The sequence below is a fragment of the Mucilaginibacter sp. genome (genome assembly GCF_028288225.1).
Taxonomy (GTDB): domain Bacteria; phylum Bacteroidota; class Bacteroidia; order Sphingobacteriales; family Sphingobacteriaceae; genus Mucilaginibacter.
In genome coordinates this window covers 51,733-74,088 of the sequence record NZ_JAQBOC010000051.1, presented here as the reverse complement: position 1 = coordinate 74,088, position 22,356 = coordinate 51,733, and the positions used below count along the sequence as shown (strand labels likewise).

The following is a 22,356-nucleotide window of genomic DNA, read 5'->3' as shown; positions in this document are numbered from 1 at the left end:
AAATACGCGCCAAAATATTTTAATTGTATCTTTGTTGCAGATTATAAAAACAATTCCGTTACAAATTATATTATATCCTCGTGATCATCCTCATATTCTTTCTTGCGCATTGGTTTCTGTCATTATTTTTTCAAACATTTTTTTTGCACCGGTATGCTTCACACAAAATGTTTAGTACGCATAAATTTAACGAGCGTGTTTTTCACCTGTTAACTTTTATTTGCCAGGGTTCATCATTTTTAAATCCGCGGGCGTACGCCATAATGCATCGTGAGCACCATGCTTACAGCGATACGGAAAAAGACCCGCATTCACCTTATTTTTTCAGGGACGTTTTTCAAATGATGTGGCGCACGGCACAGAGCTATAAGCTTTACGAAAAACGCTTAAAAGAGCCCGATGCACAGTTTAAAGGCAACTACCCCGAATGGCGCTTACTGGATTACTGGGGCTCAACGTTTGTATCACGAATTATATTTGGCGTATTATATGTAGCATTTTACGTGTTTTTTGCCACCCATTGGTGGATGTTCCTGCTGCTGCCAATTCATTTTATGATGGGGCCTATCCATGGGGCTATAGTTAACTGGTGCGGCCATAAATATGGTTATGCTAATTTTGATAACGGCGACAAATCAAAAAATTCAACTCCTTTTGATTTCTTTATGCTGGGTGAGCTGTTCCAGAACAATCACCATAAGCGCCCAAACAATGCCAATTTCGCTGCTAAATGGTTTGAGTTCGATCCGGTTTACCCGGTAATGAAATTTATGCACTGGATTCGGCTGATAAAGCTTAGAGAAGCATATTTGTAATTGAGCTGAAAGGTTAAAGGTTTTGCCTGAGAAAGCCCTGTGAAGTTTTCAAACTTTACAGGGCTTTTTTAATTTCAGAATTATTTTAAGAAGCGTGACTTATTAGTTCTGGAGAAATCCTGTGAATCCCGTGTACTCGTCCACTGTGTTTAACTTTCCAAATATCATCGGCTTTTTGCATATCCAGCCAAAATTCAGCGTTAACTCCGAAAGCATCTTCAAGACGCACTGCCATTTCGGCTGAGATAGATGCCCCCTCATTAACAACTTCGGACAGCTGTTTACGGCTAACTTGTAAATTTTGGGCTGTTTTAGTAATTGACAGCTTCATTTCTTTTAAAATATCTTCCCTCAAAATTGCACCGGGGTGAACCGGTGGCATGTTGTTTTCCATATCTAAGAGTTTTCTTTCTTATACCTTTCGCCCTTTACCTTTTACCTTTCGCCTCTCCCTTATAATCCGTTATGTTCAACCTCTCATCACAAAAACTATATTCATGTTCCTGATTTGAGCAGATGATGGTTAGGCGATTTGCGGCAAATTTTTGTACCAGGCTTAAATACCAGTCAACACCCTGGGTGTCTAAATTAGAGGTTGGCTCATCAAGCATCAGCATGGGTGTATCTGAACAAAAGGCAAGCGCCAATTTAAGCCGCTGTTTCATCCCTGATGAGAAATACTTGATCATTTTATTTTTACTGCTGTCCATGGCAAGTAATTCAATCACCTCATTTTTATCTATCCCGGCTTTATAAGGTTTAAATTTAAAATGAAAATCTATGACCTCGCCAAGCGTAAATTCTTCAATTAATTCAAGGTAAGGCGCGGCGAGGCTAAGGTGCTTATAAACCTCGGTAATCTCCACCCCGGCATCATTATAAAAATAATTGAGCTGCCCTACAGAAGGCGCAAGGCTGCCATTCAGAACCTGCAGCAAGGTGGATTTGCCGGAACCATTCGGCCCAAGGATAGCATAGGTTTTATTATCAGTAAAAGTATGATCAACTCCCCGGAAAATCCACTCACGGTTAAAACGGCGGCCAATGTTTTGGAGGGAGATTTTCATAGTCCATGGACCATGGTCGATGGACCATGGCTATTTTTGGTGGAGATTAATGAAACAAGTTACACATTTTAACTATGGTCCATGGACTATCGACCATGGACTATCAACTAACTATTCCCAAACCCCTTCATGATACCCCGTTGTGAGTTTTGAACAAAATTAATGATCTCATCGCGCTCAACAGTTGGGTTAAATTCAGCCTCGATTATATCAAGAGCTTTGGTCATGTTATATTTTTTAAGGAATATAATGCGGTAAATTTCCTGGATCTCGTTAATGGTTGCTGCCGAAAATCCCCGGCGGCGTAATCCTACCGAATTTATACCGATATATGATAATGGTTCGCGGCCAGCCTTTGTAAACGGGGGGACATCCTTACGCACAAGGGATCCGCCCGAGATCATGCTGTGTGCACCTATCTCAACAAACTGGTGCACAGCTGATGTACCGCCAATAAAAGCATAATCATACACGTTAATATGTCCGGCAAGCTGTACCGAATTTGCTATGATCACATTATCGCCTATAACACAATCGTGCGCTACGTGCACATAAGCCATCAACAGGCAATTGCTGCCAATGGTGGTTGTGTTTTTATCAAGCGCAGTGCCACGGTTAAGGGTTACGCATTCGCGGATGATGGTATTGTCGCCAACCGAAACAGTGCTTTGCTCGCCACGATATTTCAGATCTTGCGGTGGGGCCGATATTACTGCACCAGGAAAAACACGGCAGTTTTTACCTATCCGTGCGCCATCCATAATTGTGCTGTTGGAGCCTATCCAGGTGCCTTCGCCAATTTCGACATCCTTATGAATGGTAACAAATGGTTCAATTACCACATTATCGGCTATTTTAGCCTGCGGATGTATATATGCCAGGGGCTGGATCATGCTTCTTCAGTTTTTGTTCTTTTTACTATTTGTGCCATCAGTTCAGCTTCAACAACTATGCGTTCGCCAACCATACCTATTCCTTTCATTTGTGCAATACCGCGCCTTATCGGGGCCATCAGGCTGCAATGAAAAATAATGGTATCGCCGGGCACCACCGGGGCCTTAAACCGGGCATTTTCTATTTTAAGGAACAAGGTAATATAATTTTCAGGATCGGGCACTGTATTTAATACTAATATGCCTCCTGTTTGTGCCATCGCTTCAATTTGCAGTACCCCCGGGAACAATGGCGTTCCGGGAAAATGCCCCCGGAAAATCTCCTCGTTCATGGTCACATTTTTTAACCCCACAACATGACTTTTAGTTAATTCAAGAATTTTATCTATCATTAACATAGGCTGCCGGTGCGGAAGAATGTTCATGATCTGAACGGTATCATACACGGGCTTGGTATTAGGGTCGTATATTTTTATATGCTTGCGGCTTCTTTCCTTTTTTATAAGGGTTTTTATTTTTTTGGCAAAGGCTACGTTAGCTGCATGGCCGGGCCTGGCAGCCATAATATGTCCGCGTAATGGAACGCCTACCAGGGCCAGATCGCCTATCATATCAAGCAGTTTATGCCTTGCAGGCTCGTTTTGGTGCCTAAGCTCAATGTTGTTGAGGATCCCCTGCGGTGCTACTTTTATATCTTTACGGTTAAATATTTTTGCCAGGTGCGCTAATTCCTCCTCGTCAACTTCCTTATCAACCACTACAATGGCGTTGTTTAGGTCGCCGCCTTTTATAAGATCGTGCTTTAACAGCATTTCCAGCTCATGCAAAAAACAAAACGTGCGGCACGAGGCTATTTCTTTAATAAACTCTGACATGGTTGAGATACTGGCGTGCTGGCTGCCTAAAACCTGCGAGTTATAATCAACCATACAGGTAAAGCGATAATCATCCAGGGGCATGGCCACCATTTCAACCTTGCGGTCGGGTTCAGAGTAATGAATGTTATAAGGGATGTGGTAATATTCGCGATCGGCCTCTTGTTCAACAAGCCCCATATCTTTTATGGCATCAACAAATTGGATGGAACTGCCATCCATTATAGGGGTTTCAGGGCCATCCATGTCAATCAGCACATTATCAACTTCTAAGCCAACCAACGCCGCCAGTACGTGTTCTATAGTGCTAACACTGGCTCCGTTTTGCGAAATAGTAGTGCCCCGCGAGGTATCCGTTACGTTGTCAACATCGGCATCAATAACCGGTGATCCATCTATATCAACCCGCCTGAATTTATAACCATGATTTTCAGGGGCAGGATTAAAGGTCATCGTAACGCTTTGACCGGTATGTAAACCTGTGCCCGAAACCGAAACCGGCGCTTTAATAGTTTTTTGTTTTACATTCATGTTTTATGGTCATTGGTCATTGGTCATTAGTCATTAAGTCATTGGTCTCAGCACACGGAAAAATCCGCACTAATGACCTTTCTTCAATTCCGTAATTATTTTTTCAAGTTCGTTAATTTTTCTCTCTAATTCAGGCAGACGGTTTATAACAATTTGCGAGCGCATATGATTTGAATAAGGCTGTGCCGGCGAGCCCATCCATTTCTTACCTTCATCAGTTAAAGACCGGCTTATACCTGATTGTGCTTGTATCTGTGTGCCTTTGGCGATAGTTATGTGGCCCACAACGCCCACCTGTCCGCCGATGATGCAATTTTCGCCAATCTTTGTGCTGCCAGAAATGCCCGTTTGTGCAGCAACCACCGTATTTGCCATTATCTCAACATTATGGGCCACCTGTATCAGGTTATCAAGCTTAACCCCTTTGCGGATTATAGTTGATCCCATGGTTGCCCTGTCTATAGTTGTATTTGAGCCTATTTCAACATCATCCTCAATAACTACATTGCCTATTTGGGCTATTTTACTATAAGTACCGTCGCCTGCGGGGGCAAAACCAAATCCATCGGCACCAATTATAGTACCTGAGTGAATAATTACGTTGTTGCCAATTTTACAGTCAAAATAAATTTTTACGCCTGCATACAAGGTTACATTATCTGCAAGCTCAACATCATCGGCAATATAAGTTTGCGGGTAAATTTTGCAGTTATTGCCAATTTTAACATTTGGACCGATATAAGAAAACGCACCTATATATACATTTTCGCCCACGGTTGCTGATGGGTGGATAAAACTGGGCTGCTCAATACCGCTTTTGTTTAATTTTAGGGTGTTGTACTTCTCAAGCAAAATGGAAATTGCACTGTACGCATTTTCAACGCGGATGAGCGTGGCTTTAACTGGTGCAGAAAGCACCTGGTCGTTATTTACAATTACAACAGACGCATCTGTTGTATACAAGTATTGTTCATATTTTGGGTTGGCCAAAAATGAAAGTGATCCGGACCGGGCTTCCTCTATCTTACCCAGTTGATTTACCGGCACTAAGGGGTTACCTTCAACTGTTCCATTAAGCATTAAAGCTAATTGCTGTGCGGTAAATTGCATCGGGCAAATTTAATTTTTAATAGTGTAGTAACAAAATTAGTTGATTAGGTTGATTAAGTGAGTGGTTGATTAGGTTGAACTCAGCTATGTATAGATAACTTACTCAACCTAACCAACTCAATCCAACCTAATCAACTCCTTTTTATAACAAAGTATATATTTTTTTACGGTTTTTGCTAATGCCTCCAAATTTGAGTTGTCGCTGGCTGCCGTAATATCTTTTATCGATCCATTTTTCATCAGGATCCGGATATTGCCATCGCCCGGTTTATAGGCTTTGTTGCGGATGGTGTCTTCAAAAACAAAATAGGATGCATCGTGCTCATTTATACCATATTTTTCAATTGCATGCCTGGTTAATTTGGCAATAAATTCTTTATCGGGCGGTTCGTTGGAAATATCAACTTTGTACAAGTCACGCTGAACAAGGTCGGTGCATAGTTTTGACAGTACAAAATCAGGGTGCATTGCCCATACTTTTACCGCTGCCATAATATCGGTATCATCAAGGCTTGCAAAGGTTTCCAGGTAATGGTCCTCATTCATAAAAGCATCACGGCTGATGGGTTTTTTCAGAAATTTGCTCAGGGCAGGTGTTGTAAAGACCTCTTCGCCCCTTAAAGCCAGCTCGCGGCTGCGCTTAAGTATTTTTACCAGCAGCTGTTCGGCAGCTATTACTGTTTTATGCAGGTAAACCTGCCAGTACATCAGTCTGCGGGCAATTAAAAACTTTTCAATTGAATAGATGCCTTTCTCTTCAACCACTATCTGGTCATCAACTACGTTAAGCATTTTTATTATGCGGTCTGAGCTGATCACTCCTTCAGAAACGCCTGTAAAAAAACTGTCGCGGTTCAAATAATCCATCCTGTCCATATCCAGCTGGCTGGATACTAGTTGGTGCAAAAACTGGCGCGGGTAATTACCTTCAAAAATATTTATAGCCATGCTAAGCTTTCCGTTAAATTGCAGGTTAAGCCTTTGCATTATCATAGTAGAAATATCCTCGTGCGAGATGTTTTCAACTATACTCTCTTCTAAAGCATGTGAAAACGGGCCATGACCAATATCATGCAGTAATATGGCAATGGTTACAGCTTCTTCCTCTTCTTCACTAATTTGGTGTTCCTTATTGCGCAGGGTTTCAATGGCCATGCTCATTAAGTGCATTGCCCCAAGCGCATGGTGAAAGCGGGTGTGCAGGGCACCCGGATATACCAGGTGGGTCATGCCCACTTGTTTTATATATCGTAACCGCTGAAAATAAGGGTGTTCAATCAGGTCGAATATCAGCTCCGTTGGGATGCTGATAAACCCGTAAACAGGGTCGTTAATTATTTTCTTTTTATTCAATGTGGTTATAAACTGTGCAAAAATGTTAAATAAAGGTAAAAGCTGTGTCTTATATTTGTTAATTTATGTTAATCCCTTTAATAAGTAACAACAAAAGCCGTGCTTTGGGGTTTAATAAGTCTGAATCAGAGTTTTCAGAATTTAAGAATTAGCCGGATGAGGCTAATTAAAATCCATATCTTCAACAACTTCAATTCTGTTGATCTTCAATTTCCGAAAACGCTGATTCTGATTATACATACTACTTAAAATATATACCATGCAGGATACCACTATATTATGGGCCGATGATGAAATTGACCTTTTAAAGCCCCACGTACTTTTTTTAACAGAAAAAGGCTACAAGCTTACAACCGTAACCAATGGCAACGATGCAGTTGAAGCGTTCAAAAATAACCATTTTGATCTTGTTTTTTTAGATGAAAATATGCCGGGCTTAACCGGGCTGGAAACATTGTCGCAGATAAAAAATATCAATAACGATGTTCCCATTGTTTTGATCACAAAAAACGAAGAGGAATACCTGATGGAGGATGCCATAGGATCAAAAATTGATGACTACCTGATAAAGCCGGTAAACCCAAAACAGATTCAGCTCACCATAAAAAAGCTTACCGAAAATAAACGGCTGGTTACTGAAAAAACTACCATGGCTTATCAGCAGGATTTCAGGAACCTGGGCATGACCCTTAATGAAAACCTGAGCTACCAGGAATGGGTTGACGTATACAAAAAACTTATTTATTGGGAACTGGAGCTGGAGCAGTTAGAAGATGCCGGGATGCACGAGATCCTGACCCTGCAAAAAGCAGAAGCAAACGTGCAGTTCTGCAAATTTATTGAACGTAATTATATAAGGTGGCTAAAAGAACCGGAAAACGCACCTATCAATTCATCGCAATTATTTAAAAAGAAGGTGTTCCCTCTCCTTGATGGAAAGGGACCGGTATTTTTTATACTGATAGATAATTTACGTTACGACCAGTTTAAGATCATCAACCCTATTTTAACGGAATATTTCAGACTGGAGGATGAGGACGCTTATTACAGCATTTTACCAACAGCTACACAATATGCACGTAATTCTATATTCTCGGGACTGATGCCATTAGATATGGAAAAACGCTACCCCGAAATGTGGCAGAATGACGAAGACGAAGGTGGAAAAAATTTATATGAAGGAGATTTTATTACCGACCAGCTAAAGCGTGTAATGCGCAGGGACGTTAAACACTCTTATCATAAAATTTTAAATATTGATGAAGGCCGTGCCTTAAACGAATCGGTAAACAACCTTATGCAAAACGAGCTCAATGTGGTTGTTTATAATTTTGTTGATATGCTGTCGCATGCACGTACAGATATGCAGATGATCCGTGAGCTGGCCAGCGATGATGCTGCCTACCGTTCATTAACGCTATCATGGTTTGAACATTCGCCATTATTTGACCTGCTTAAATTTTTGGCTCAAAAACAAGTAAGAGTTGTTATCACTACAGATCATGGTACTATCCGGGTTAGGAACCCGAGTAAAATTGTGGGCGACAGGAACACCAATACTAACCTGCGGTATAAACAAGGTAAAAACCTGAATTTTAATCCGAAGGAAGTATTTCATGTTCGTAATCCGCACGATGCCATGCTGCCCAAGCTGCATGTAAGCTCAAGCTTTGTATTTGCCAAGGAAGACAGCTACTTTGTTTATCCAAACAACTACAATCATTTTGTTAACTTTTATAATGAAACTTTCCAGCATGGCGGGATCTCGTTAGAAGAAGTTTTGATTCCGATTGCGGTTTATGGGCCTAAATAAAATATTATTTTTATTTTTGATCGTTATCCCTAATGTCATTGCGAGGAATGAAGCAACCTCGTAGCTTGCATATCCGACATGCTTGCGATGAGATTGCCACGCTATCGCTCGCAATGACAAAGTGGGTAATTTTTAAGCAGATTACAATGAAACAAATTACGCAAAAAGCTAAGAGTAAACAGCCAGATAGAAAAGTAAGATTGAGTAAACTTTTCGGTGCAATAAAACTCAAAGAAGATGCTGTAGTTCTTCAAAGAAGATGGCGCGATGAATGGAACTAACACCGATGCTTTTAACCGCTAATTCCACTACCCAACTTCCTTCCATCGCATCTGAAATAATTTCATTTGCAAGAGGCATACGGATCTTTCTTTTTTATGGCGATATGGGGGCCGGCAAAACCACGCTCATCAAAGCCTTATGCGAAAGCCTGGGCACAACCGAGCCTGTAACAAGCCCTACGTTCTCAATAGTAAACGAGTACATCGGCACAAAAAACAGGATCTACCATTTTGATTTTTATCGCCTTAAAAACCAAACCGAGGCACTGGATATGGGCTACGAAGAATATTTTTATTCAGATGCTTACTGTTTTATTGAATGGCCCGAAAAAATCCCCGACCTTTTGCCTGCAAATTATATCAGTATTAACATTAAAGTGCTTGATGATAATTCCCGGCAGATAATTATTAAGCAAATATAATTTAACTTAAACGTTTTTTGCTTAACTTCATCAGCCAGAAATTAAACATAATGAGTTCAGGGAAATACAGTGGGTTTTCAGACATTGCCAAGCAAGCTTTGATGCAACCCCAGGAATCAATGCTGGAGGTTAAGAATAAAAAAAATAAACTTTATATCGGAATCCCAAAGGAGATCTCCTTCCAGGAGAACAGGATCCCCTTAACGCCTTTATCCGTTGCTTTATTAATAAATAACGGCCACGAGGTAATGCTGGAAAGCAATGCCGGACAGGCCGCCAATTTTTCAGATAAAGATTACAGCGAGCAAGGTGCACAAATTGTTTACGACACCAAAAAGGTGTATGAGGCTGATATCATCATAAAGATAGCTCCGCCAATGTTGGGCGAAATCGAGATGATGAAACCAGGTCAAACGCTTATCTCGGCGCTGCAGTTATCAACCCTTAAATCTGAAACCATTAATGCTTTGATCAACAAAAAGATCACCGCGCTTTGTTTTGAGCATTTACGTGACGAGGGCAATTCATTAAGCGTGGTAAGGGCCATGAGCGAAATTGTTGGGGCTACATCTATATTAATAGCTGCGGAGTACCTGAGTAATATATTTGATGGCAAAGGCTTAATGCTCGGAGGCATAACCGGAGTGCCGCCAACCGAAATTGTAATATTAGGGGCCGGTACCGTGGGCGAATATGCTGCCCGTACTGCTATATCACTGGGAGCCGAAGTAAAAGTTTTTGACCCTTCAATTTATAAATTGCGCAGGCTGCAAAATAATATAGGCAGCCGGGTTTTTACCTCTGTAGTGCAGCCTATTGTTTTAGAAAAAGCCATAACCACTTGCGATGTTGCCATAGGCGCAATGCGCGCCGAAGCAGGTCGTAGTCCCTGCATAGTGTCAGAAGCCACGGTTAGCCGCATGAAGCCCAATTCGGTTATAATTGACGTAAGTATTGACCAGGGCGGATGTTTTGAAACGTCAGAAATAACTAACCACACGCATCCCACTTTCAGAAAATACGATGTTATCCATTACTGCGTGCCAAATATAGCATCGCGCGTTGCACGCACGGCCACCTATGCGCTTACTAATATTTTTGCACCCATTTTGCTGGATATAGGCGATCATGGCAGTTTAAAGGACCTGATCTGGGCAAAATCAGGCATGCGGGATTCTGTTTATATTTATAAAGGGCAGCTTACCAATAAATATATCGGCGAGCGATTTTCCATACCTTGTAAAGACCTCGACCTGCTTATAGTTTCCCATCGTTAATTATGAAGCGCTTCATCCTGCTCAATCCTTTTGTGCTGATAATTAATATGGTTTTCGGGCAGCATTATAAATATATTGATAGCTCAAAAGTTATGGGTCTAAAAAGCTATGTCAGTGAAATTAAGCAGCACCCCGATTCGCGCCTGGTAGAAATTAAAAAATATATCCCTGAAATTGTATTGGACATAAGGTATGCCACCACTAATAATTTTACACATCATCGCATGTATCCACAGGCCAGGGCGTTTGCCAGGCTGCCGGTTGTAATGGCTTTAAAAGATGTGGAAACCGATTTAAAAGCCCAGGGTCTTGGTTTAAAAATATATGATGCTTATCGCCCCTATACTATCACCGCAAAATTTTACGAGATAACACCTGATACCAATTTTGTTGCCGATCCGCGTAAGGGCTCCAAGCACAATCGTGGCTGCGCCATTGACCTTAGCCTTATTGATTTAAAAACCGGCAAAGAGCTTGATATGCCTACAGCTTTTGATAGCTTTAGCCGGAAAGCCGCTGCAGACTACCCTGATTTGCCCAAACAGCAGATCGCAAACCGTGAGCTGCTGAAAAGCGTGATGCAGGCGCATGGATTTAAGGTTATAGCAACAGAATGGTGGCATTATGATTTTAATGGTTGGGCAAACTATCCCCTGCTTGATATTCCTTTCGCTGCAATTTAATAACGTTGATTTAAAAATTGCCTGCAAACATTTTTAGCTATTAAATATTATTATAGATAATAGTTGAACATGTGAAACAATATTTTAGTTTACAATGGCATTTAAAACCGGCATGAAAGTTTTCAGCGCAGCATATCTTAAAGAATTCTGGAAAGTACTGGTAGCAACGTTTTTGGGTTTTATTAATGATAATGGCTTAAAATTAAGCGCTTCGCTGGCCTACTACACCATTTTTTCAATAGCACCTTTACTTATCCTTATCATCTCTATAGCGGGCCTGGTTTGGGGGCATGATGCCGCTACAAACGCTTTATACCCGCAAATTACTCACTATATAGGTGCACAGGCCGCCCTCCAGGTGCAGGATATATTAAAACATCTTGAGTTATCAGGTAAATCAGGCACGGCAGTTATTATTGGAGTTGTCATTTTATTAATAGGTGCAAGCAGCATTTTTATAGAGATCCAGGATTCGTTAAACATTATATGGAGGGTAAAGTCTAAACCCCAAAAAGGCTGGCTAAAATTGATCGAAAACAGGTTTCTTTCATTTTCATTAATTATAAGTTTAGGTTTTTTATTATTAGCATCTTTATTGGTAAATTTTATTATAGATGCATTGGGTAAAAGAATAGAACATTTTTTACCGGCAATAACAGGCCCAATATTAAAGGGGGTAAACCTGGGTATTACCCTTATTGTAATTACAACATTATTTGGGATAATATTTAAGTTTTTGCCTGATGTTAAAATTCGGTGGAAAGATGTGCGGTCGGGGGCAATTTTTACGGCATTGCTTTTTATGCTGGGTCAGTATGGTATAAGTTTATATATTCAATATACAGCACAAGGCTCTGCTTATGGCGCGGCGGGTTCAATTATTGTTATTTTAGTCTGGATTTATTACACAGCTGCAATTTTATATATAGGCGCCGAGTTTACACAGGTATATGCCGAAGCCACTGGCTGCCGTATTGAACCTGCAGATTATGCAGTAAGCGTTCAGCAAACGGAGGTATTAAAAGATGTATCCGTGTTGCCTGCCCAAAACCCCGCGCTTAAGGGTGCTTTGAAGCCGGGTGAAAAAAGTTGATTAAGTTTGGATTTCTCAACAACCTAATTAACTCAATCAACCACTCACCACTCATCATGTATAAAAGTAATTATCCGCACCATTTCGTCCCTTATTTCTGTAGCGGGGCGGGTAAAATTATTGTTCATAAATGAAAAGGCCAGGCGTTTCCCCTTTTTTGTAACAAGGTAGCCGCTTTGATTATAGTTATTTGAAAATGATCCTGTTTTTGCCCAAACAAATGGCTGCCCGTTTTCTGTTTTATAGATCTTTTTAAGGCTGCCTGTAGCACCCCCCGCAGGCAGCAGGCTATGCACCAGTTCTTCGTTTTTTACCTCATCCAAAATTTTGCATAAAAGAGAGATGATACTTCGGGGTGTAAATAAGTTATATCGTGAAAGCCCCGAACCATCAACCCATTGCGGTGTATCAGGCAAATCATTTAAAAAATGAGCCTTTGAATAATTTATAACAGAATCCGTATTAAGTGTTTGAAATTTTGATGATGAGCAAGCCAGCAAAAGCTGTTCGGCAATAAAATTATCGCTGGGTAGCAGCATGCGCCTGTAAACAGAGTCAGCATTAACATTATATATAATTTGAGCGTCGGCAGCAAGGGGAAGGTGTACTATGGTTACTGGTTGTTTTAAAGTATCCATTAATAAGTCTGCCGTTAACTCAGCGCTTGTTTTCCATGGGATCTCCTGTTTGAAATTTAGTGGCAGCGGCATAAAAGGATAAACAAAAGTATTACTCAAAAAATCACGCTTTACCATAAACCTGCCAGGCCGGTAAAGCGTATCGCATTTTAAATATTTTTTCAGGTAAGCAGGCCTTATTTGCAGCGTGTCATTCTTGTCGGCATATAAAACAGCCACGTTATCCTCAATCGGGAGCTCTGTTATTTCGGCCTGGTAGTAATCATTATAATCGTCCCAGGCCCAGCCTGTTCCATAAAACGGGTTAGTGTAACTACCCGGAGAAAAAAATAGCTTTTTACCGCTGTTCTTTAAAAAACTAATACCGTTGGTGCCTTTTAAATCGCTGTGCAAAAACGAAGGATCGCCGGTTCCCCAAAATATCAGCGAATCGTTATGAATTACATATTTTAATGCTGGTAACGAGTCCCCAAGCATTTTAAGACAGGTATAAAAGGTAAATAGTTTGGTATTTGAAGCAGGTGCGAAATATTTATCATCATTAAGCTTATATATCATTTTTTTATTATCCAGGTCATACAACGCGAACCCGGTGAAATGATCATTCATTATTTGCGAACGTTTAAACAGTTTTTTGATTTTTCTTTTTCTTATTTTACCTGCATCAGCGTTATGAAAAGATATAAGCAGGCTAATAATAACCGTTATCAGTATGTATACTTTTCGTTGCATAGGTGCTAATTTTATATGATTAATGCGTATATTTAGTAACCAAATATAAACGTTTGTTAATTAGACTATTCCATACCATAAAACACTTACGTGTTATTGTACTGTTAATGCTGTTATGCTGCTGTCATTTAGCTGCAAATGCTCAATATTTTGATCTGAAAGGCAATAATAAGCGTACTACTATCCCTTTCCGAATGATACGGGATATGATAATTATTCAGTTAAATATAAATAGCAAGGGTCCCTTCAATTTTATTTTAGATACAGGTGTGGGCCTTATGCTGATAACTGATCCAAAATTAGTCGACTCCATAAATATTGTTAGTAAACGTACCTTGAAAATATCAGGAATAGGCGAGGGCGATGCGTTTGAAGCCTATGTTACTTCGGCCTTAGATGTGCAGATCCGCGGCCTGACCAGCTATGATGTTGCAGCAGCTATATTAAAGACCGACCATTTCGGGCTTTCAAATTATGCAGGTATTCCAATTCATGGTTTGCTGGGATATGAATTTTTTAATAACCTGGCGGTTAAGATAGATTTTTCTGATAGCACACTAACTGTTTCAAAGCCAAAAAACATGAAGCTTTTCAGAAAAGCAAGTAAGATTCCAATCAGTATTGAAGACAGGAAACCATATATAAATACAAAAGTTACATACGCTGATGGGGTTAAAGCCGATAATAAGCTGGTGTTTGACCTTGGCGCCGGGCACTCTTTATCACTTGAAAATGCTATTGAAAAACATGGCCTTCCTGCAAAGTTTGTAAAAGCCAATTTGGGAGTGGGATTAACCGGGCCGGTAAACGGCTTTTTAAGCAGGGTAAAAGAGCTTGACATTGGAAAATATAAAATAAAGGATGTGATAACTTCTTTTCCGGAAGGCGAACAATTTAAGTCCCTGGCTGTAAAGCGCGATGGCAATCTTGGTATTGGCATACTTAAACGGTTTACCGTTATTATTGATTATCCTGATAGCGCCTTGTATTTAAAACAGGGGTCGAACTTTAAGCAGCCTTTTGAGCATGATATGAGCGGCCTGGAATATTATAGTGCCGGGGAAAATTTTAGCCGTATAATTATAAGCAGGGTTGAGCCAGGATCGCCGGGAGATTTAGTTGGATTGGCTAAAGATGATGAGATACTTGCCATAAACTTAAAGCCTGTTGTAAAAATGACCCTTGAGCAGATCGATAGCATATTTAAATCGCAAGCCGACCGTAGTCTTTTACTGGAGATCTATCGTGATAATCGCAGGGACGATGTGATATTAACCTTAAAACGACGGATATAATTAAGCTGCTGATAATGGAACTTTTACATACATCAGGGCAATCGTTAAATATCTAAAGCACTTTTCGCTATCCCCCCTAAAGGGTGAATTTAACTGCTACAGTGTAATAAAAATGTTGCTATTGGTAAATGCTTTGTATTTTGCATAAGTTTACATTTTAACCCTGGTTATTTAAATTGATATATATGACTAAACAATTACGTGCAAACTCTTATTTATGCATAACAGCCGTTGTTATTGCTGTAATTGCAGGCTCCTGTAAAACAAAAAAAGAGGCAACAGGACAAACAGTAACTCTTAAAACCACAGCCACCCCTACAGGATCAAGTGCTACAGCAACTATAGGCTCCGGTAAAAAGGAAGGAATTAAAAAATTCGGAGACCTTATCCCGTCTAAAACCAAAGTTGATAGCGGGCTTTTTAATACTTATAAAGTTGATGGTAAGTATTATTACGAGATCCCTGATTCATTATTGAATCGTGAAATGCTGGTAGTTACCCGCCTGGCTAAAACCCCTGCTAACATACAGGTATCAAACCAGCAATATGGCGGCGAAAAAACAAACGACCAGGTATGGAAATGGGAGCGGCATGATAAGCAAATATTTATCAGGGTGCCCAGCTATTCAGTAAGGGCCGATAGTACAAGTGATATGTACAGATCTGTAAAAAACTCAAACCTTGATGTTGTGCTGGCATCATTTGATATAAAAGCTTATAATAAGGATACTACAGGGGTTGTAATTGATGTGTCTGATTTTTATAACGGCGATATAACCGCAATCGGGATCACAGAAGATGTGAAGAAAGCCTATAAAATTTCTGCTTTAGATAATTCAAGATCATTTATTGATACTATAAAAAGCTTCCCTATAAATACAGAGGCCCGCGTATTAAAAACGTACCGTGCTACTGAATCTCCAACAGATAATACCAACGCCGCCATAACATTTGAATTAAATACTTCTATGTTATTATTGCCAAAAATACCAATGGACGTTCGTTTGAGGGATACAAGGGTAGGGTATTTTGGACAACGCCAAACAGATTACGGAACGGATGCACAAAAGGCTGAGGTAACATCATACATACACCGCTGGAAACTGGAGCCTAAGGATGAGGCTGCTTATGCCAGGGGAGAATTGGTTGAACCTAAAAAACAGATAGTTTTTTATATTGATCCGGCTACGCCTAAAAAATGGGTGCCGTATCTTATTCAAGGGATAAACGATTGGCAAAAGGCTTTTGAAGCAGCCGGATTTAAAAATGCGATCGTTGGCAAGGCAGCACCAACTGCAAAAGAAGATCCCGAATTTAGCACTGAGGACGCCCGGTACAGCGTAGTAAGATACTTTGCTTCAAATGTAGAGAACGCTTATGGACCGCATGTAGCTGATCCGCGTACGGGTGAAATATTGGAAAGCCATGTAGGCTGGTATCACAATGTTATGCAGTTACTGCGCGATTGGTATTTTGTTCAAACCGCCGCTGTAAACCCCGAAGCACGCAAAGCAAAGTTTACAGATCCGCAAATGGGCGAGCTGATCCGTTTTGTTTCATCGCATGAAATTGGTCATACCCTTGGCCTGCCGCATAACTTTGGTTCAAGCTATGCTTACCCCGTTGATTCATTGCGTTCAAAATCATTTACTGATAAACATGGTACTGCACCATCAATTATGGATTATGCCCGCTTTAATTATATTGCACAGCCCGGCGATGGCGTAACACATTTATATCCTCAAATTGGTGAATATGACAAGTGGGCTATAAAGTGGGGCTATACCTGGTTTCCTGGTAAAAAGTCACCTCACCAGGAAAAGGAAATATTGGATGCGTGGACAAAAGAAAAGACAGGTAACCCGCTGTACTACTTTGGGCGCCAGGGAACAAGCATTGATCCGCGTTTACAAAACGAAGATCTGGGTGATAATGCTATGAAAGCCAGTACTTACGGCATAGCTAACCTAAAGCGCATTTTACCAAATATTGAAAAATGGACCTATCAGTCGGGTGAAGAGTATGATGACCTGCAGGAAATTTATGGCGAGGTTTTAACCCAGTTTTACCGTTACATGGGCCATGTAACAACAAACATTGGCGGTTTGAACGAAAACTTTAAAACTTATGACCAAAAAGGCCCGGTTTATGGCTTTGTTGCCAAAAATCTTCAGCGTGATGCGGTAATGTTTTTTAACAAAGAATTATTTACAACGCCGTTATGGCTGATAGATAGCCAGGAGCTTGGCAAATTTGATAACGGTGTAATGCTTAACCGGATTAAAAGTGTACAGGTTAATACATTAGGCAATGTGCTTTCGCCTTCAAGGCTATCACGTATGTATGATAATGAAACAAGGAACGGAAGTAATGCATACAGCGTAGCAGAGCTATTTACCGATTTACGGGGCGGGATCTTTACTCCTGGCAGGCCTGATGCATTTAAACGTAACCTGCAGCGTGGCTATATTGAGAACTTAAAGAATCTGTTAAATGATGATTTCAAAGGAATTCCCGGTGTGCCGGCTGCAGCTTTGGCTGACTATGGCTTAACACCTATAAACATGGCACTGTCTGATTTAAGGCCAATGGTTCGTGCTGAACTAAAAACAATTGATGCAAAATTGCCCAAAGGCGGCGATGTAATTACAACAGCTCATTATATTGACCTGCATCAGCGGATAAAAGAAGCTTTAAACCCGACAAGGCCGGTTGTGAACTTACCTGCTGCAGCAGGCGGTCGTAGTTTAACTGACGATTTGCCGGCAAAAAGTGATTTGGAAAATTATTGAATTGCTGGAGAGCTGAGTTTTAAAAAAATAAACTGTATACTAAAAAGAAACCCCGTCCTATAAAACAGACCGGGGTTTTTTATTTGGTTGCTTGGGTAAGCGTAATATGTAAGTAAAATAATCTCCTGACTAATCTCTGATCCCGAGTCTCTAATCACTATAACTGACTGATGTTTTCAAAAAAAGCCGTTTGCAGATCAAGAAGCGATTTTACATTTATTGACTCGCCATAGGCGTCAAAACATAAAAATTTTGAATTTTTCACATCATTATTCTTAGCTCTTTCAAAAAAGTTGAAAGTTTCAAAAAAATAATGATTGGTTGTGACATTATTTTCGTTGGTTTGCGACCCATTGAGCCGAAAACCGATCGCGTCGATCCAGTTATGCACTTTTGAGTGCAGGGAACCATTAATATTAGCCATAGGTTAATGTTTATTAATCTTAAACGAAAACCATGCCACATTGTTACCTCAATATTATATTACTTTTAAACATTTGTTGGGTGATGGAGTGCAAACTATAACTGCTTAATTTAATAAGATTGTAAGCAATTTTTGTTCATAAAACAACAATTGTAACTAATTTGAAAATAGTTACGTAGAAAGTGGACATTAAAAAACAATTATTATACTTGAATATGAAACCATTTAGACTTTTACTCCCAATTTTATTTATATGTCTTTTTAGCATCTCTGCATGCAAAAAAGATAAAACGGCGGGACCAGCCGGGCCGGCCGGTGCTACAGGCGAACAAGGTGCAACCGGCGCAAATGGTGCTGCCGGGCCACAAGGGCCGGCAGGACCAGCAGGTGGACCAGTAGGCCCGCAAGGACCAAAAGGGGATAAAGGCGATACCGGAGCTGCAGGCGCAAATGGAGCAACCGGTGCCACTGGTGCACAAGGCGCAACAGGAGCTACTGGCGCACAGGGAGCAACAGGTGCAACCGGCGCAACAGGTGCTGCGGGAGCACAAGGGCCAATAGGTTCGCAGGGGCCAATTGGCGCAACAGGAGCTGCTGGTGCACAGGGTGCAACAGGGGCAACCGGAGCTACCGGTGCAGCAGGACCTAAAGGAGCCACGGGCGCAACAGGCGCTACCGGTGCCGCAGGCCCCAAAGGAGCAACCGGTGCCACAGGCGCTCAGGGACCTAAAGGTGATAAGGGAGACAAGGGTGATCCCGGAAATGCTGATGTCCAAAATTTTGTATTGGTAAATAAAGGTGTTGTACTAGCCGGTTTAACCAAATTTTCTGTGCCTGCAATTACACAAACCATAGTAGACTCAGGAACTGTTTTAGTTTACCTCCGCAATACAGGCTCAACCTCGGGATGGTATGCTTTACCATATTCTGAAGGTAATAACACTATTACATTCAATGATTATGGTGTAGGATATATTGACCTTAAAGCTAACTTCACCCAAACAAGCGGGATTGATTTTAGGGTAGTTGTAATTCCCGGAACAGCAATTACTATATTAAATGCAGCCAATCCACATCTTAATGTTAAAAACTTTAGCGAAGTAGCTGCAGCGTTGCATTTGTCAAACTAAGTTTTATACTTAAATACTTCATATTCTCTTAAATATAAAAAGCTCTCTGGTTGTCAGGGGGCTTTTTCTGTTGTATGTAACAATGATATGATTATTAGCTATTTGGCGATTTTTAATTGAACATTTGCGCCTGATTAGTGTCTTTAAAGATGTTATTAACCCCTGATATACATTAAATTAAAATGAAACCTTTACTATTTGCAGCAACAATTATTTTTTTTACAATTACTTATTCCTTTGCTCAAACCGGGCGGGAGGTGCACGGAACCGTTATTGATTCAACAAAATTATCAGTTCCATCAGCCAACATTAAACTAATATCTGATAAAGGCGACAGTACCGTATCTATTGCCGATGTAAAAGGGAAATTTACTTTTAACAATATAAAAGGCACTAAACTAACAATAACTATAACATCCATTGGTTACCAGGCACTAAGAAGGCATTACACGTTGGATAATTCCGGTAATCCCTCTGATTTAGGCTACATCATTTTAAAAACAGAATCAAGAATGCTGGATGAGGTTACCATTGTGGGTGTTGTACCGATAACATTAAAGGAAGATACTGTTCAATACCAGGCAAGCGCCTATAAAGTGCGCGAAAATGCCCCTGCCGAAGACCTGATCAAAAAACTTCCGGGCGTAGATGTGGATGTTAATGGCAATGTTACTACACAGGGTAAGCAGGTTACCAAAGTACGCATAAACGGGAAGGATTTTATGGGTGGCGACGTTCAAAGTGCTACAAAGAATATTCCGGCTGACCTGATTGAGAATATCCAGATGATTGATGATTATGGAGATCAGGCCAACCTTACAGGCGTTAAAGCCGGTGAGCCTGACAAGATCATGAACATCACCATCCGCAAGGATAAAAACTACGGCTATTTCGGCCAGGCGACAGTTGGTGACGGGGAAGATGTATTGCCTAAAGACCAGGGTGTTCCTGATAAGAACCGTTATATTGGCTCCGTAAACACTTTTAAATTTAACGGAGATCAGCAGATTGCTGTTTTGGGGAGTATTAATAATACCAACGTAAATACCTTTTCTTTTGGCACTCCGGCTGGCGGTGGCGGCGGCGGTTTTGGCGGTGGCGGTGGTCGCGGAAACGCGGGCAGGGGCGGCGGTGGAAATACGGGAAGCCTTACTACTTCGCAGCTGGGTACTACCACTGCGCATTCTTTAGGCGCAAACTTTCGCGATCAATGGGGGAAAAAGCTTTCTGTTTATGGCAGCTACAGCTTTGCAGATAATACTGTAAATACCATCACCAGTAACTTTCAGCAGAACACATCGCCAGCAAGGCCAACGCTTCAAAAACAAGCTACTAACGAAACCGACCGGAACACCAACCATCGTTTTACCTGGAACATGGAATATAAGCCGGATACCATAAATTATTTAAAAGTTACGCCAACGTTTTCATACGCAGGTGTAAATACAAATGAATCTGAAAGTTCCGTTTTTTCAAGAAATAACACAACGACATCGGCGTATACTGCAGCTACAACCGGCAATTCGCAGGCTCCAACTTATGGCTTTATAGCTTTATATAATCACAAGTTTAAACATCGCCGTAACTTAAGTGTGAATGCAACAGTGAGCGCAGGTAAAAGCAATGCGTTTCAGAACCCCATATATGATTTTACCACTTTGCCAACAGCACCCGCAAACCAAATTATAAATACCGATAGCCATACAACTAGCTATGGCGTAAATTTCTCTTATCTTGAGCCGTTGGGCAAGCGTTCGTACCTGGAGTTAAATTATGCCTTTAACCGTACCAACACCAATAACAACAAGCAAACAGATACGTTATATGACACTGCAGACTATCTTTTCAGAAGTGACAGCGCATTAAGCATACGTTACAATTATAATTTTACAACAAACAAGGTTGGCTTAAACTATCGTTTTATTGAGAAAAAATACAATTACACCCTGGGTGTTGGCGTACAACCATCTGTTTTAGATGGAACAGCACTGATAACGGGTATTACAACACATGAGTCAACCTTTAATGTAATTCCATCGGCAAGGTTTGTTTATAACTTTTCAAGAAGCAAAAACTTCAGTTTAAATTATAATGGATCAAGCAGTCAGCCGAGCTTTTCACAGTTGCAGCCCGTTGTTGATTTTTCAAATGCCGCTTACCCTACCCAAGGTAATCCGGATCTGAAGCCTCAGTTCACCAATAACTTTTCTATACGGTATAACAACTTTAGCTTTGCTACCGGCGATGTGTTTTTTATCAACCTGAACGCTTCAACTATTCAAAACCAGGTGGTAACCAATACTATTACGTACCCGTCAAATTATCCGCCGGATAAAAGGTTCGGGAATACCATATTAACCAAATATTTGAATGCAGATGGCTATTATACTATTAACAGCCGTGTAACCTATTCAAAACCCTGGGACAATCGTAAATACACATTAACTTTTAGCGGGATCCTGTCATATAATAACAATATTGGTTTTCTAACTGATGTAGATTCGGTTACGTTTAAGGAAAATATGCAAAAGAATATCGCTAAAAACCTGCAGTTTACACCAGGAGTAGCATTCAGGGTTGATATCACAAACCATATTGACGCGCAGATCCTTACAAATTATGCTATAAACAGAACAAATAATACAGTACAAAATAATTTCACAAACGGTACATCAGATGTAAGGACCTGGAATACCGGTGTGAACGGCAAAAGTTACTTTGGCGACTGGACGGTTAGTTACGATTTTAGCAGGTCGATTAACTATGGCTATGCCTCCAACATTAACATAACCAATCCTAATATTTTAAATATGTATGTTGAGCGAAGGTTTTTGAAGGATCACCGCGGAACTATTCGTTTATCGGCCTTTGATTTGTTTAACGAAAATACAGCTTATACATCAACCACTACTGCCAGTGCTATTACACAAACACAAACAAATAAGCTGTCGCGCTATTACCTGGCTACATTTACACTGCGGTTGCAAAAATTTGCGGGTAAATCACCTATGCAGGGCGATCCTGCTTCGCGTGGATTTAGAAGGGGTGGAGATGGTGGTGGCCGTCCTCCGGGTGGCGGACCAGGTGATGGCCCCCAGTAAAAGATATAAGAAAGCTTTCCTGTTAACCAGG

At 40.7% G+C, this 22,356-nt stretch carries 19 protein-coding genes; 11 read left to right on the top strand and 8 right to left on the bottom strand.

Going from position 1 to position 22,356, the window contains the following annotated elements; genetic code table 11:
* Positions 1-80: 80 nt before the first annotated feature.
* Positions 81-815 (top strand): acyl-CoA desaturase, encoded by a 735-nt coding sequence (locus JWQ54_RS15860; protein WP_299586550.1) that lies wholly within the window; start codon positions 81-83, stop codon positions 813-815.
* A gap of 85 nt (positions 816-900) precedes the next feature.
* Here the strand turns inward: JWQ54_RS15860 and JWQ54_RS15855 are convergent, their stop codons facing one another.
* The 6 genes from JWQ54_RS15855 to JWQ54_RS15830 form a co-directional block, all read right to left on the bottom strand.
* Entirely contained in the window at positions 901-1,209 is a 309-nt protein-coding gene (locus JWQ54_RS15855) for a HigA family addiction module antitoxin (RefSeq protein WP_299586548.1), read from the bottom strand.
* A 34-nt stretch (positions 1,210-1,243) separates the two neighbouring features.
* Positions 1,244-1,882 (bottom strand): ATP-binding cassette domain-containing protein, encoded by a 639-nt coding sequence (locus JWQ54_RS15850; RefSeq protein ID WP_299586545.1) that lies wholly within the window; start codon positions 1,880-1,882, stop codon positions 1,244-1,246.
* A 107-nt stretch (positions 1,883-1,989) separates the two neighbouring features.
* Positions 1,990-2,775 (bottom strand): acyl-ACP--UDP-N-acetylglucosamine O-acyltransferase, encoded by a 786-nt coding sequence (gene lpxA, locus JWQ54_RS15845; RefSeq protein WP_299586542.1) that lies wholly within the window; start codon positions 2,773-2,775, stop codon positions 1,990-1,992.
* Positions 2,772-4,181, bottom strand: coding sequence for a bifunctional UDP-3-O-[3-hydroxymyristoyl] N-acetylglucosamine deacetylase/3-hydroxyacyl-ACP dehydratase (locus tag JWQ54_RS15840; protein WP_299586539.1), 1,410 nt, complete (start codon positions 4,179-4,181; stop codon positions 2,772-2,774). The genes lpxA and JWQ54_RS15840 overlap by 4 nt, the downstream gene beginning before the upstream one ends.
* A gap of 69 nt (positions 4,182-4,250) precedes the next feature.
* On the bottom strand, positions 4,251-5,291 hold the full coding sequence (gene lpxD / locus JWQ54_RS15835) for a UDP-3-O-(3-hydroxymyristoyl)glucosamine N-acyltransferase (protein WP_299586536.1): 1,041 nt from the start codon (positions 5,289-5,291) through the stop codon (positions 4,251-4,253).
* Positions 5,292-5,408: 117 nt separating this feature from the next.
* On the bottom strand, positions 5,409-6,644 hold the full coding sequence (locus tag JWQ54_RS15830) for an HD domain-containing protein (RefSeq protein WP_299586533.1): 1,236 nt from the start codon (positions 6,642-6,644) through the stop codon (positions 5,409-5,411).
* 259 nt (positions 6,645-6,903) lie between these two features.
* On the opposite strand from JWQ54_RS15830, the gene JWQ54_RS15825 reads away from it, so the two are divergent.
* The 6 genes from JWQ54_RS15825 (at position 6,904) to JWQ54_RS15800 (ending at position 12,213) form a co-directional block, all read left to right on the top strand.
* On the top strand, positions 6,904-8,457 hold the full coding sequence (locus tag JWQ54_RS15825) for a bifunctional response regulator/alkaline phosphatase family protein (protein WP_299586530.1): 1,554 nt from the start codon (positions 6,904-6,906) through the stop codon (positions 8,455-8,457).
* Between the two features lie 146 nt (positions 8,458-8,603).
* Positions 8,604-8,738 carry a hypothetical protein gene (locus JWQ54_RS15820; RefSeq protein WP_299586527.1) on the top strand — a complete coding sequence of 45 codons (135 nt, stop codon included), beginning with the start codon at positions 8,604-8,606 and terminating at the stop codon, positions 8,736-8,738.
* Complete coding sequence (gene tsaE / locus JWQ54_RS15815; protein WP_299586524.1) at positions 8,729-9,160, top strand: tRNA (adenosine(37)-N6)-threonylcarbamoyltransferase complex ATPase subunit type 1 TsaE; 432 nt, start codon at positions 8,729-8,731, stop codon at positions 9,158-9,160. Before JWQ54_RS15820 ends, tsaE begins: the two co-directional genes overlap by 10 nt.
* Positions 9,161-9,210: 50 nt before the next feature.
* Positions 9,211-10,437, top strand: a complete 1,227-nt coding sequence (locus JWQ54_RS15810) for an alanine dehydrogenase (protein ID WP_299586521.1) — start codon at positions 9,211-9,213, stop codon at positions 10,435-10,437.
* Positions 10,438-10,439: 2 nt separating this feature from the next.
* Positions 10,440-11,120 (top strand): M15 family metallopeptidase, encoded by a 681-nt coding sequence (locus JWQ54_RS15805; RefSeq protein WP_299586518.1) that lies wholly within the window; start codon positions 10,440-10,442, stop codon positions 11,118-11,120.
* Positions 11,121-11,214: 94 nt separating this feature from the next.
* A complete protein-coding gene (locus JWQ54_RS15800) occupies positions 11,215-12,213 on the top strand; it encodes a YihY/virulence factor BrkB family protein (protein WP_299586515.1) in 999 nt (332 codons plus the stop codon).
* A 44-nt stretch (positions 12,214-12,257) separates the two neighbouring features.
* On the opposite strand, the gene JWQ54_RS15795 is transcribed toward JWQ54_RS15800, so the two are convergent.
* Positions 12,258-13,583, bottom strand: coding sequence for a D-alanyl-D-alanine carboxypeptidase (locus JWQ54_RS15795; RefSeq protein WP_299586514.1), 1,326 nt, complete (start codon positions 13,581-13,583; stop codon positions 12,258-12,260).
* Between the two features lie 53 nt (positions 13,584-13,636).
* Between JWQ54_RS15795 and JWQ54_RS15790 the strand changes: the two genes are divergently transcribed.
* Complete coding sequence (locus JWQ54_RS15790) at positions 13,637-14,878, top strand: aspartyl protease family protein (RefSeq protein ID WP_299586512.1); 1,242 nt, start codon at positions 13,637-13,639, stop codon at positions 14,876-14,878.
* 185 nt (positions 14,879-15,063) lie between these two features.
* Positions 15,064-17,670, top strand: coding sequence for a zinc-dependent metalloprotease (locus JWQ54_RS15785; protein ID WP_299586510.1), 2,607 nt, complete (start codon positions 15,064-15,066; stop codon positions 17,668-17,670).
* A 157-nt stretch (positions 17,671-17,827) separates the two neighbouring features.
* Here JWQ54_RS15785 and JWQ54_RS15780 read toward each other — a convergent pair whose 3' ends face one another.
* On the bottom strand, positions 17,828-18,094 hold the full coding sequence (locus JWQ54_RS15780; protein ID WP_299586508.1) for a hypothetical protein: 267 nt from the start codon (positions 18,092-18,094) through the stop codon (positions 17,828-17,830).
* 215 nt (positions 18,095-18,309) lie between these two features.
* Here JWQ54_RS15780 and JWQ54_RS15775 point away from each other — a divergent pair, with 215 nt between their 5' ends.
* Together JWQ54_RS15775 and JWQ54_RS15770 are read left to right on the top strand one after the other, a co-directional pair.
* Positions 18,310-19,224: a hypothetical protein gene (locus tag JWQ54_RS15775; RefSeq protein ID WP_299586505.1), complete on the top strand. Its 915-nt coding sequence runs from the start codon at positions 18,310-18,312 to the stop codon at positions 19,222-19,224.
* Positions 19,225-19,406: 182 nt separating this feature from the next.
* The gene (locus JWQ54_RS15770; protein ID WP_299586503.1) at positions 19,407-22,325 is read left to right on the top strand and encodes an outer membrane beta-barrel protein; all 2,919 of its coding nucleotides are present in this window, start codon (positions 19,407-19,409) and stop codon (positions 22,323-22,325) included.
* Positions 22,326-22,356 lie beyond the last annotated feature (31 nt).